The 13,016-nt window shown below is 60.4% G+C and carries 10 protein-coding genes; 3 read left to right on the forward strand and 7 right to left on the reverse strand.

Annotated elements, in window-relative coordinates:
- Positions 1 to 297: 297 nt before the first annotated feature.
- Complete coding sequence (locus LV475_RS09370; protein WP_250106185.1) at positions 298 to 1,260, forward strand: arsenic resistance protein; 963 nt, start codon at positions 298 to 300, stop codon at positions 1,258 to 1,260.
- Positions 1,261 to 1,432: 172 nt separating this feature from the next.
- Here the strand turns inward: LV475_RS09370 and LV475_RS09375 are convergent, their stop codons facing one another.
- The 7 genes from LV475_RS09375 to LV475_RS09405 all read right to left on the reverse strand — a co-directional run bounded on the left by LV475_RS09375 (position 1,433) and on the right by LV475_RS09405 (position 10,251).
- A complete protein-coding gene (locus LV475_RS09375; protein WP_250106186.1) occupies positions 1,433 to 2,293 on the reverse strand; it encodes a cation diffusion facilitator family transporter in 861 nt (286 codons plus the stop codon).
- Between the two features lie 285 nt (positions 2,294 to 2,578).
- On the reverse strand, positions 2,579 to 3,475 hold the full coding sequence (locus LV475_RS09380; protein ID WP_250106187.1) for a cation efflux transmembrane domain-containing protein: 897 nt from the start codon (positions 3,473 to 3,475) through the stop codon (positions 2,579 to 2,581).
- 182 nt (positions 3,476 to 3,657) lie between these two features.
- On the reverse strand, positions 3,658 to 3,981 hold the full coding sequence (locus tag LV475_RS09385; protein ID WP_156227716.1) for a P-II family nitrogen regulator: 324 nt from the start codon (positions 3,979 to 3,981) through the stop codon (positions 3,658 to 3,660).
- Between the two features lie 16 nt (positions 3,982 to 3,997).
- Positions 3,998 to 7,105 carry an efflux RND transporter permease subunit gene (locus tag LV475_RS09390; RefSeq protein WP_250106188.1) on the reverse strand — a complete coding sequence of 1,036 codons (3,108 nt, stop codon included), beginning with the start codon at positions 7,103 to 7,105 and terminating at the stop codon, positions 3,998 to 4,000.
- Positions 7,106 to 7,115: 10 nt separating this feature from the next.
- On the reverse strand, positions 7,116 to 8,477 hold the full coding sequence (locus tag LV475_RS09395; protein ID WP_125199730.1) for an efflux RND transporter periplasmic adaptor subunit: 1,362 nt from the start codon (positions 8,475 to 8,477) through the stop codon (positions 7,116 to 7,118).
- Between the two features lie 11 nt (positions 8,478 to 8,488).
- Entirely contained in the window at positions 8,489 to 9,844 is a 1,356-nt protein-coding gene (locus tag LV475_RS09400; RefSeq protein WP_125199731.1) for a TolC family protein, read from the reverse strand.
- A gap of 86 nt (positions 9,845 to 9,930) precedes the next feature.
- A complete protein-coding gene (locus tag LV475_RS09405; protein WP_125199732.1) occupies positions 9,931 to 10,251 on the reverse strand; it encodes a hypothetical protein in 321 nt (106 codons plus the stop codon).
- A 378-nt stretch (positions 10,252 to 10,629) separates the two neighbouring features.
- Here LV475_RS09405 and LV475_RS09410 point away from each other — a divergent pair, with 378 nt between their 5' ends.
- Together LV475_RS09410 and LV475_RS09415 are read left to right on the forward strand one after the other, a co-directional pair.
- A complete protein-coding gene (locus LV475_RS09410; RefSeq protein WP_136867196.1) occupies positions 10,630 to 11,517 on the forward strand; it encodes a hypothetical protein in 888 nt (295 codons plus the stop codon).
- 67 nt (positions 11,518 to 11,584) lie between these two features.
- A complete protein-coding gene (locus LV475_RS09415; RefSeq protein ID WP_136867195.1) occupies positions 11,585 to 11,734 on the forward strand; it encodes a hypothetical protein in 150 nt (49 codons plus the stop codon).
- Positions 11,735 to 13,016 lie beyond the last annotated feature (1,282 nt).

Below are 13,016 nucleotides of genomic sequence, written 5' to 3' on the forward strand. Positions count from 1 at the left end.
TCAGCCGAACTACTGGGACAATCAGCCAGGAGCATCGCTCTGGACAGAACACCGCATCCCCGGAAGTTTGCAAGGACGGAGATCACCAGTGTCAGGATCAACTGTCGCCGGCCAAGCCGGCGCAGCATTGGGCCGGCAATCACCAGGGGAAGATCGGCATCACTCATGCCCGGAGGATATTACGGTTTGCCGTGGCCGACACCACCCGAACGACGGGTAACCGGCGCCCCATACGAAAACACCGGCCTCGATGTCTTTCACAGGGATATCATGCCGCTATTTGGACGATCGATTGCAATGCGCGACTGGATGGAACGCCACCAGGTATGGGTCTACCTCATCGCCATCTCGGCGGGCCTGGGGCTGGGCCTTGGCCAACCCGAGACCGCCGCCCGGCTCGACCCGCTGCTCTGGCCGCTACTCGGCGCCCTCTTGTATGCCACGTTCACGCAAGTGCCTCTGGTTCACGTCGGTCAGGGGCTGGCCGACTTGCGCTTTCTGGGAGCCCTGCTGGTCGGCAATTTCGTGGTAATCCCGTTGCTGGTCGGCGGATTGGTGTCTACCTTGCCGCTGTCGCCGGCCGTCCAGCTCGGCGTGATGCTGGTACTCCTCGTTCCCTGCACCGACTGGTTCATCAGCTTCACCCACCTCGGTCGGGGTGACACCGCCCGGGCGATCGCCTCCACGCCGGTCTTGCTGCTGATGCAGTTGCTGGCGCTTCCGATCTACCTGTGGCTGTTTCTCGGCAGCGACCTGGTCGAGGCGGCACTCAGCACCCACCTGCTGACCGCGTTCGCCGGGTTGATACTTACCCCCCTGGTTCTCGCCTGGATCACCGAGCAATTGGCCGAGCGTCGCCCCAGGGCCAAGACGTTGGTCGATGGGCTGGGCCTGCTGCCCGTGCCGCTGCTGGCAATGGTCGTCTTCGTCATTGCCGCCTCACAGGTCGCGACGGTCTCTGATCTCACCGGGGTGCTTTTCCAGGTGGCCCTCATTTTCATCGTCTACCTGGTCGCCGCCGCCTTTCTGGGCAAAGGCCTCGGCCGGCTCTTCGGTCTTCGCGACCGGTCCACCCGGACGTTGGCCTTCAGCTTCGGCACACGAAACTCGTTCGTCATGCTGCCGATCGCCCTGGCCTTGCCCGAGGCCTGGCAAGCAGCGATCGTGGTGATCGTTTTCCAGTCGCTTATCGAGCTGTTCGGCATGGCCGCCTACCTGCACTGGATTCCCAACCGCCTGATCCCCGACGCAACCGATTAATAGAAAGCAAGACGGCTCACCACCGAACCTTGCCCGGCCGCCCGGTCGACCGTTTCGAACACGATTTCCTGCGGAATTCGGGGTAACGACAGCGCATTACCCCGGGCCCATCCGCCCCCGGAATGGATGAGCCCCCGGGACGATTCCGGCGACTCGAGCGCTCATGGGCCGGTCACTCATGCCCATAAAGGTTGGCACCCTGGTGGGCGTGATCGATGTGCTCGAATTCCAGGCTGGAATGGCCGATGTCGAAGCGTGTCTTCAACCGATCCTTGATATCCGCCTTGATTGCCTCGAGTCGCGACCAATCGGCTTCCTTGACAACCACATGGCAGTCGAGCGCGGCGGCGTTTTCCTGCATCTGCCACAAGTGAACGTGGTGGACATCATGGACACCGTCGACGCCACGCAGGGTTTCAATGACTGACTGACCGTCGATATCGGGCGGCGAACCCAGCATCAGCGTCCGGATCGGTCCCCCGATCTCGCTGAAGGCGAGATAAAGAATATAGAGCGCGATACCGATCGTGATCGCGGGGTCTACCCAGCGCATGTCGTACAGCAGGATCAGTGCCCCGCCGACGATCACGGCAATGGATGCAAGCGCATCGGAGAGGTTATGCAGGAAAAGCGCGCGAATGTTGACGCTATGTTTCTGCATCGACCAGGTGAGCAAGGCCGTTAGCGCATCGACGAGAAGAGCGACCATGCCGATGATCACGATGATCCAGCCCTGAATCTCGGGCGGGTCGATCAGACGCATCGTGCCTTCGTAAATCAGATAGGCGCCAACCAGAATCAGGGTGGTGTAGTTGATCAGGGCGGCGACGATCTCGATTCGGGCGTAGCCAAACGTCATCGTCGCGTCTGGCGGGCGTCGCGCGATCTTGCGGGCAGCGTAGGCAATGACAAGCGCTGCCATGTCGGAGAAATTATGCAGAGCATCCGCGATCAGCGCGAGGCTCCCCGCGAGAATGCCCCCGACTATCTGGGCAACGGTGAGTATGCCGTTGGCCCAGATGGCGATGCTCACTCGACGATCGCCAGAACTGGGGTCAAGGTGGGGATGATCGTGATGATGTCCCATGTGTCCTCCTTTTGCTCTCATCTAATGACCCAACACTATTGACCCCGTTGAATCAGAAAACCCGGTCTGTCGGCGCATGCGCCCCCTTGCACTCACCTCGCCGCCATTGTGGATGGCCGCCATCTTTGAATCGCACCCCAATGACTGGAGGGCATTGAAGACTCGTTGAACGTGGGGAGGTTGAGGAACGAGAAAGTCCCCGCCAAACGCAATAGATGCAAAGCACCGTAGTCAAGCCTTGAGCGCCAGAATACGTCTTGCACCGTTAAGCACAACTATCCCCGCAATGGTGCCGATAATCAGGTCCGGATAATTCGACCCAGTCCAAGCGACCAGGGCTCCGGCGGTAATGACGCCCACGTTGATCACTACGTCATTCGCCGAAAATATCCAGCTCGCCTTCATATGAGCCCCGCCATTTCGGTGTTTCGATATCAGTAACAGAGCCGTTGTGTTGGCAATCAATGCGACGAACGCAATAACAATCATCACCAGTGATTCAGGTTCACTGCCGAACACAAAGCGCCTAAACACCTCCGCGAGTACGCCAATAGCCAGAATAAATTGCAAGATGCCGGCGAGGTGGGCGGCACGCACCTGCATTTTTACGCTATGTCCAACCGCATAAAGAGCAAGCCCATAGACCGCCGCATCAGCAAAATTGTCGAGTGATTCGCCAATCAGGCCAGTGGACTGAGCGATCAGGCCGGCTGTCAGCTCCACCACAAACAAAACCGCGTTGATCCCGAGCAACCAACGCAAAGTGCCGGATTCTTGTGTTGCAGACGGCGCAGAGGACTCCACGGCCTTGATTGTCGCTGTGTCGGCAACAGTGGTACCTTGAAGCGAAGCGCCCAGCCCCAAGGTCACCAGCTTTGACGTGATCGGGGCAGGCTCGCCATCGTGAACGACCTCCAACCGGCGGTTCGACAAATCGAACGACAATGTTCGAATCTCGTTAAAACCGCTCAAGGCCAAGCGAATCATTCGCTCTTCTGATGGACAATCCATCTTCGGCACGTCATACCTGCTGATCCACGCCCCTGAAGCTTTGGAGGCGGCCTGCGCACTCGTATCCTCCGAAACCTCTGCATCGCTGCCACAAGCGCTGTCACAAGATTTGTTCATTCAAAGTACCCCACGTAAGGACGATGGCCCACCTTTCAGGGCCCCTAGATGTGTAAAGCCATCAGGTTGTTCACTGATTACACCCAGCCGACTGATGGGCGGCCGGTAATCCGCTGTCATGCCGGCTCGCCCCCCGCGAACGAGAGATCAGTAACCAGTTACCACGTCTGGGAATCTATTCCTTAGAACGCCGCCTCTCCTTCGGCGCCGTCCGCGATGCGAACGGCGTGCGCGAGCTCGGTGACGTAAATCCGGCCATCACCGACGTGCCCCGCCCCGGTGCGGGCGTGTTCGCGCACGCAATCCACCACCGAGTCGGCGATCGCATCGGGTACCTCGATCTCCAGTCTTGTCATCTCCACGCGTGCCGTCTGACCATCATCGACGACGTGGCCAAATCCGTAGGTGGGCGTGACAGCCACGCCGGGAATCCCCGGCATGGCCTCCAAGGCATCCACGACCGCATCGGTCATGGGTTGGCGAATGTACGCCTTGATTTCCTTCATGGTGGGTCTCCTATGGTTAGACGTCGACGTCACGCCGCGGCACGGCGAACCAGCGATACACGCTTGGCAGGACAAGCAACGTCAGCAGTGTCGAGGTCACCAGGCCGCCAATCACCACCGCGGCAAGCGGGCGCTGGACGTTCGAGCCGATGCCATTGGCCAGAAGCAATGGAATCAGACCCAGAATGGCCACCGAGGCGGTCATCAGGACCGGACGCAGCCTGTGCTCGGCCCCAGTGCGCACCGCGTCGGCAATCTCCATGCCCCGTTCACGCAGTTGGTTGATGTAGGACACCATCACTACGCCGTTGAGCACCGCCACGCCGAACACGGCGATAAAGCCCACGGCACCGGGCACCGACAGGTACAACCCGGAAATCCACAGGGCGAATATCCCGCCAGTGACGGCAAACGGCACGTTGAGGAAGATCAACGTGGCGTAACGCAAGCTACCGAACGCCGAGAACAGCATCAGGAAGATCAGCGCCAGGGTGATCGGCACCACCACGTAAAGCGTCTTCATCGCTCGCTGCTGGTTCTCGAACTGGCCGCCGTACTCGACGTAGTAGCCGGCCGGCAAGTCCACCTCGTCGGCGACGCGCTGCTGGATGTCCTGAACCACACCGCCCATATCACGGCCGCGCACGTTGAGCTGCACGTAGACACGACGACTGGCATTCGAGCGTGACACTTTCTTCGGCCCGACGATGGTTTCGACATCCGCCACCCGCGAGAGCGGGATCAGCGCGCCGTCGTCGGTGCGCAACTGCATATTGGCAATTTGATCCACCTGGTCACGACTCTGCTCCTTCAAGCGCATGAAGATGTCGAAACGGCGGACGCCTTCGAACACCTGCCCGGCGGTGGCACCGCCCACGCCGGTTTCCAGCGTCTTTAGCACGGTGTCCAGCGGGATGCCGTAGCGGGCCAGTTGCTCACGGTCCGGCCGGACCACGACCTGCGGCTTGCCGCCCTGCTGCTGCATGCGGACGTCAACCGCCCCGTCGACATTCTTGGCGATCGCCTCGATCTCCTTGCCGTAACGGGCGAGCTGGTCGAGATCCTCGCCGTACAGGCTGATCACGACTTCGGCCAACACGCCGGACAGCAGCTCGTCGGTACGCAACTGCAAGGGCTGCGAGAAGTTGTTCGCCAGGCCCGGCAACATCTCGTCGACCCGCTCTGACATGGCGGCCTGCAGCCCCTCGTAGTCACGCCCGCTGCTCCATTCATCCAGTGGCTTGAGGTTGATGATCGTGGCCACCACGTTGACCGGCTCAGGGTCCCCGCCGACCTCGGCTCGCCCGACGCGGGCGTAACTGCCGGTCACCTCCGGGAACTCGGAAAACACCTTTCCGATCCGCTCGGCGTAATCGATCGACGTCGGGAGATTCGCCCCCGGCGGCAGGGTCGAGCGGACCATGAGCGTGCCTTCACGCAGCGTCGGCGAGAACTCCGTGCCGAGTTTCGGAAACAGCGCCAGGCTCGAACCGAACAGGGCCACCGCGATCAGGAAGACGATCTTGGGTTTCCCAATGGCACGCTTGAGCAGCGGCACGTACCCGGCCCGCAGCCAACGGACCAGCCGCGGCTCCGCGGGTGCCGAGTCACTCGAGAACACCAGTGTGGAAAGCACGGGCACCAGGGTCAGCGCCATGACCAGCGCGCCGACCAGGGCAAACGAGATCGTGTAGGCCATTGGCGCGAACATTTTGCCCTCGACCCCCTGCAACGTGAACAGCGGCAGGAAGACGATGATGATGATGCTGATGGCGAACACGATCGGGCGGGCCACCTCGCGGGCGGCCTCGCCGACCAGCCTCGTCAGTGGCACGCGCTCTTCGCGCCTCTCCTCCATGTGGCGAAAGATGTTCTCCATCATCACCACGGCGCCGTCGACCATCATGCCGATGCCGATGGCAAGGCCACCCAGACTCATCAAGTTGGCCGACATGCCGGTCACCTTCATGGCGATGAAGGCAACCAGCACGGCCAGCGGCAGGGTCGCGATCACGATGAGCGTCGAACGCAAGTTGCCGAGGAAGAAGTACAACAGCACCAACACGAGAACCATGCCCTCGAGCAGTGCCTTCTCCACCGTCCCGACGGCCTTTTCGATCAGTTGCCCCTGTGAATAAAAGGGTTCCAGGGTCATGCCGTCGGGCAAGGCGGTCTGGATGGACTTGACCCGTTCCTCGATCGCCGCGAGCACCTCCTGGGTGTTGCTGCCGATCAGCTTGAGCACATACCCGCCGACGCTCTCTTCGCCGTTGGCCACCAGCGTGCCGCGGCGAATCGATGGACCATATCCGACCTCGGCGATGTCATCGAGGTAGACCGGCTCACCGTTGGCGCCACGCTTGACCTGGATCCGGCGGATGTCCTGCAGGCCCTGCTTGCCCGGATCGATCCAACCGTAACCGCGGACCACGTACTCCTCGCCGCCGCGATTGATGAACGACGCGCCGACGTTGCGGTTGTTGGCCACAATGGCGCTACGGACGTCCGCAACGGTGATGTCGCGCGCGACCATCGCATTCTGGTCCAGCCGCACCTGGTACTGCTTCTGCTGCCCACCGATCGACAGCACGCCGGTCACGCCGGGCACCGTGCGCAACATCGGCTTGGCGATCCAGTCCTGCGCGGTCCGCCGCTCCATCAAGGAATGGTCAGCCCCCTCCTTGTTGCGGATTTCGTACAGGAAAACCTGGCCAAGCCCCGACGTGATAGGACCGAGCTGCGGATCGCCCAGCCCATCGGGAATCTCTTCGCGAGCCGCCGCGAGACGTTCCATCACCAAGCGACGAGCGAAGTAGATGTCGGTACCGTCCTCGAAGTACACGCTCACCCGGGACAATCCGAAGATCGAGGTGCTCTGCACCCGATCCAGTCCGGGCAGCCCGTACATCGATATCTCGATCGGGTAACTGACCTGGGTTTCCACGTCCACCGGCGACAGGCCGGGGCTGCTGGTATAGATCTGCACCATCGAGGGCGTGACATCCGGGAAGGAATCGATCGGCACCTTCAGGACGGAATAGACGCCACCGCCCGCCAAGGCGAGCACCAGCACCAGTGTCAGCAACCGGTTGGCGAGCGCCATTGAAATCAGTCGATTGATCATGCCGCCTCCCTTAGTGGCTGTGGGCAGCGCTGCGGCCACCGGCTGTGAGAATGGACATCAGGTCGAACGCGCCTTCGACCACCACCGGCTGTCCCGCCTCGATACCGGAGCTCACCTCGACCATGCCGTTCGATTCATGCCCGACGTTGACCGGCTTGGCGCGGAACGCCCCCGGCTCGTCGCCCGGAACGAAGACGTGCGGCTTGTCCTCGAGTCGCTGTACCGCACCAACGGGGACCAGAAGGGCGCCGGCGTGACCGTCGGTCTGGACCGAGGCCGTCCCGAACATGCCCGCCCGAAGAAGGTCGTCCGGGTTGTCGATCACGGCGCGGACGGTCAACGTTCGGGATCCGGCGGCCAGTTCGCGGGAGATCCAGTCGACCCGACCCTGAAACCCTTGCTCCGGGAGCGCCGGCAGGCTCAGTCGTACGGTCTGACCAACGGCTAGGTCCGCAATCTGCTTCTCGAAGGCGTCCATCTCGAGCCAGACGGTGTCGGTATCGACCACATGGATCGGCGTGCTTTCGGGGCCGACCGTCTGCCCGGGGCTGACGTCGCGACGCTGGAGTACGCCGTCGATCGGGCTGGTCAGCGAATAGCGGGACAGAGGCTGTTCGCTGTTGGCATCGATTGCCTTGATCGCCTCGCGCGACAGGCCGTAGAGACGCAGCGTCTCGACCGCGGCGTCCCGGTCGGCCCGGGCCTCGCGGTAGCGCCCGCGCGCGTCGACCAGCGTGGCATCGCTTGCGATCTGCTCGGCGTTAAGTGCCTTCTGCCGCTCGTAATGCGAGAGCGCGGTCTCGAAGCGGGCCCGGGCCTTGAGGTAGGCCGCCTTGGCTTGCCCGAGGGCGACACTGTCCATCTCTGCAATCACCTCGCCGGCGCTGACCGAATCGCCCAGCCCCTTGCTCATCCGAACCAGCTTGGCTCGCACTCGGGGGCCGATCATCGCGACCCGGTCGGCGTTGAAGGTCACGGTCGCCGGCAGGCTGAGCAGGGATTCGGCGCTGCCCGGTTCGGCAGGCGCGGTACGGATCGTCAGCGGCGCAAGTTGCTCGTCAGTGAGATGGACGGCATCGACACCCGCCTCTTCGTGGCCTTGATGACTGTCTTTTTTGCCTTGGCCCTCATGGTCTTCGTGGCCAGTCTCCTCCTCTTCATGGCCCTCATGGTCCTCGTGGCCGGCCTCCTCCTCTTCATGGCCCTGATGGTCTTCATGGCCGGCCTCCTTCTCTTCGTGACCGGCCTTGGGCTCCTCGTGGTCGGCATGCTTCCCGCCGGTCTCGGCTGCCGCGGGACCGGCGAGGCCGACCATCAGCGCGAGGGCAATCGAATAGGACAGGCGACGGTAGGTGTGATTTGTTCGGTTCATGACGTGGTCTCTCAGGATTCGGTGGAGGAAGTCGGCGCGAGGCGGAGCAGTCCGCCGGTGCTGCGTTCCAGTGCGGCGCCGGCCGCGATCAAGTCATCGAGCGCGGCGAGATACTGGCCGCGCACTTCCATCAGGTTGTTCTGCGCGGTGGTAATGGCCGGCGCACCCAGTTGACCGGCCTTGACCGCGCGACGGGTCAACGCGAGGTTCTCTTCCGCGTTCGCGAGCATCTGGCTGCCGAACACGTCCACCCGCTCGCGGGCCGAGCGGTAATCGGCCACCGCCATGAGCACCTCGCGGCGGACCTGCTGGCGCAGGGCATCCTCTTCGATCTGCGCCCGGTCGAGGCGCGCCTGAGCCGAGCGCTGCTCGCCCTCGAACTGGTGGAACACCGGGATTGGAGCGGAGAGGGAAACGCCGGCGACATCGTTGGACTCCTCCTTGTCGTAGAAGGCGCCAACGGTCAGGTTCGGCATCAACTGGCGTTTCGACAGGCGCAGCTCGTCGCGAGCCGCGGCAACCGAGCGGGCTGCCGCTACGAGGTCAGACCGCCGTTGCATCGCCTGGCGCAACAAGGCGTCCGTGTCATCGATCTCCAGAGGCGCCGGTTCAAGCTGGCCACGGATTTCCACGGACGCCGCCGGGTCCAGCGCCAATTGCTCGGTGAGGGCAAGTCGAGCCGCGCTCAACTTTTGACGAGCCTTGGCCAGTTCGGCTTCGGCTCGGCCCACACCGATGGCGGCAGCGTTGACCTCAAGCCGCGTCCCCTCGCCGGCCTGCAGGCGCCGTTGAGCAAAATCACGGACCTCACGGTTGAGCGTGATCAGGCGCTGTGCGGTGTCGAGGCGCTCCTGGGCGCTCAACACCTGGAGGAAGGCGGATCGCGTTTGGGCCGCAACGGTCGTTCGCAGGTAATCCAGCCGCTGCTCGGCCTCGCCCTGGCGGTTGCGGGCGGCCTGTTCTGCCAGCTCACCCTTTCCCGCGGTGAACAGCGACTGGGTGATGGCAATACCAAAGTCGGTGGACTGGCCATCCGGGCCATCCCGACGGGCGGTACGCGCCGAGAGCACCGGGTTCGATGGGACGAGCCGACCGGCGTGGACCGCCTCGCCCTGGCGCATGCGCACCGCCGAGGCCGCCTGTTGCACGGCAAAATTGTTGGACAGTGCCGCCTCGACCGCCCCCTGAAGGGTCAACGGGGCGTCGGGGGTCTCGCTCAACGCCGGTGGCGCAATCAGGGCGCTGGCGATCAGCAGGCAACCGCCGGCGATCGGCGTGGAAAAGAATCGTGATGCCAGCGCGGGACCATACGGGGCACGCGCGGCAGCCATCCGCCGGCAGCGGACAGGAATCGTCTTGGAAGACATGAGCAACCTCGGATCAAAAGATGAAACACAGAACCCCACTCGACCGCAGTATCAGCGGCCAATGGAATGCTTCGATCAGAAGGTGCTCAGACTCTGGGAGGGCGCAGACGCGGCTCGACGTCTCGGGACTGCCAGTCCGTCAGTTCAGCCAAGGGGGCGGTGGACGAAGGACCACGCGGGATCGACACCGACGTGTCGGGAAGCCCGGTGAAATGGACACTGGCGTGAGAGCAATGGTGGGAGATCGTGTCAGGGGTGTGCTGCTCGCTCTCGTCACCGTTGCCGGCGACCGAGACCACATCGACCGATGCGCAGGCACCGGATACCCCGACGCCCTGCTCCGCGGCCCAGGTGAGGTTCGCTGAGAAGACCAGCAGTACCAGCGATTTGACGATGAATTCGCGCACGGCCAAACACTAATCGTTCTAGAAGGTTGACGTCAACCGCTGAGGAATAGCCTCAGCCATCCAACTTCAATCATGAACTCGAGCCGATCGTAGATCACACAAGACGGGGGGCAATGTTTCTGCTCTGCGTTTGATCATGATCATGATTACCTCCAGGCTAGTCACTTTTTTCATCTTATAGGTTCTGCAGATGCCCTTTTTTCACTTTATCCGACCGCCGAAAACTGTCACTGAGGCAACACAACAGCACAAACCGTTGATCTTGCGGCTCCCATGCTTTCACTTTATGTGTCAATTCACACAAACAAACCCGCCGGAAGGCGGGTTTTTTGTTTATTCCTAAATATTTACAAAAATTAACTAGGACGTTCCGAAGTAATGGGGAACCGCCAAACGGAGTATGAGCTTTACCTAGATTACAAGCGTGGCGAAGGCGATCCCTCGAGAGTCTTCCACGCAATGGGGAACATGATCGATATGTTTTCCAATCTAGACGAAGATCTAGGCGCGGTAATATCAAGTTCATGCACGCCATCCGTAGTACTCACTGACATAGAAAGTGGATCTATCCGATCCAAGCTTCGTGACGTTTTGATTGACCTTCCTGACGAAGCACTCAACAACGCTGATATCCGGCAGCTCATAGGCCACTTCCTTCTAAAATCGAAGTACGCAATAATTCGCTGGTGTGACAAACGAGACTCTGTAGAAAGCATTGATGAAATAAAGTCACTTGAAGACGAAATAGAGAGCCTAGCCAAAGAATCTAACGTTAAAAAAATACCCGCTTACAGCCCGATAAATCGAAAACGCTTACTTGAAAATTTAAACCATATGTCAAATGCTCTAAGTGTGCTCGAAGAGCATGACAGCCTAGCGTATTGGAGCCCGCTCGGAAAAGTTCAATTCAACAAGAGATTCTCTATTTCCACCGAGATAATAACAACCGTTCTCACAGACAAAATAATTACCCAACGAGGAACTTACGTACTAAAAATCAAAAAGCCAGACTACTTAGGAAATTCCAAGTGGTCTGTCCGGCACAACGGACACTCAGTAGACGCAAAGATATCTGACATGCGGTGGCTATTTGACTTCCAGAAGAAAGGGGGTGTTTCGCTCCAACCTGGCGACTCAATACGAGCCGATCTCAAACAAGACACGGCAATTGGCTACGAAGGCGAGATTGTGCACACGTGGTACGAAGTGGAAAAAGTCCATGAAGTCATCCATGCTCCCCCTAGAAATCAACAATCCCTGTTTTAAGGGCGCATATCAAATTGAAGAAAACCATAAGTTCGATTCAACCACCACCTCATGAGGAGGACTGAACATGGCTGTAAAACACACACCAACTGGCGAAGTTCACAAAGGAACCAAAGGCGGCCAGACGGGATGCGGATTTGATACAAAAAAGAACCCAGAGCACTGGGTCAACTCACACGAGCGAATCACCTGCCAAAAAAACGGCTGTAAAAACTGAGGCGCAAAAGCCTTGCCGACTTAGTAACAGGCGAGGTTTGGTTTCGCACGCCTTCAAGTGCAACGGCCTCTCTTTCCTCTACTTGGCAGGCGCGCGAGGCACTTTCTCTTGCTTGCCCAAGAGAAAGTGCCCAAAGAGAACGGCACCCCTCGCCTTGGCCCTGCGGGCTTCCCTCACGTCCGGGGTGCCGCGGACGGGTCGGTTCGACGCGACGTCGTGTCGCGGCGAACCTCGGCGCAACGTCCTTGTTGCGCCGACCCTGCGGCACCCCGGCCGCTCGGCAAGGCGAAGGGGACTTCCGAGCCTGATGACTCACTGCCACCAACAATTCGCTTGGTGCGGCTTATTGCTGGACACGCGCTGTTGACGCGTTTCGCGAGCGGGGCTCGCTCGCACAGGGGATCTGGTGGTGTAGGAGTGAGCGCTAAAAAGAGTCGGGACTCAGAAGCATACAAATGGCTATGTGATTAACGACACACCTCAACGGAAAGGAGAAAGAGTTGAAAAGCATTACCACAGACAAGCTTAGACAGATTATTGAATCCGAGTGCCAAAATGTAGAGCAAGAAATGCTTTACAAAGACAGTTTCTCGACCGGGTGTTTTCTACATAAGATTGGCCACAAAAAAACAGGTAGAAAATTATGCTACGGCGTCCTCGACTCGCTTGGATTTGACAGAAGGAGGACCTACTTCTCTGATCTGTTGGCCAACCTTGAAAACAACGAAGACGCATACAACAGAGATCTACTCGCTCACCTGGAAATCAACAATCTTTTCCGGAATTAATTCGATTTAGGGGCGTTGCTGACCAAGCGTGCATCGGCTGACACCCCCGGGGCCCCTGCGCCTTGCCTCGTCGCCGCTGGGTTGCAGGGTCGGAGCGACAGGGACGTCGCTCCGAGGTTCTGCGCGACACGATGTCGCGTCGAACCGCCCCGTCCGCAACCCGGCGGCGGCGAGGGAAGCCCGAAGGGCCAAGGCGCCGGGGTGTCCTTGTCTTTGGGTACTTTCTATTGGACAAGCAATAGAAAGTGCCTCGGGCGTTGGCAACGTGGTTTGGCCAAGCCCACCAAGCCAAACAAACGCCCGAAACCATTCCACCTCCACCAGAAAACGCGCTACTCCAACACCTCAATCGGGTAGTCCCGTCCCAGCAAGTCGGCCATTCGGCCGACGTTGGGCAGAAGCCCGACCTACAGCCGAGACACATGCCGTCGGCGCGTTTCGCTTGCGGGGCGAGCGCCCACCGTGGCTTCGTTCAGCTACTGGAGAGCCAGACA

The organism is Guyparkeria hydrothermalis (assembly GCF_023555375.1).
Classification (GTDB): Bacteria; Pseudomonadota; Gammaproteobacteria; order Halothiobacillales; family Halothiobacillaceae; genus Guyparkeria; species Guyparkeria hydrothermalis.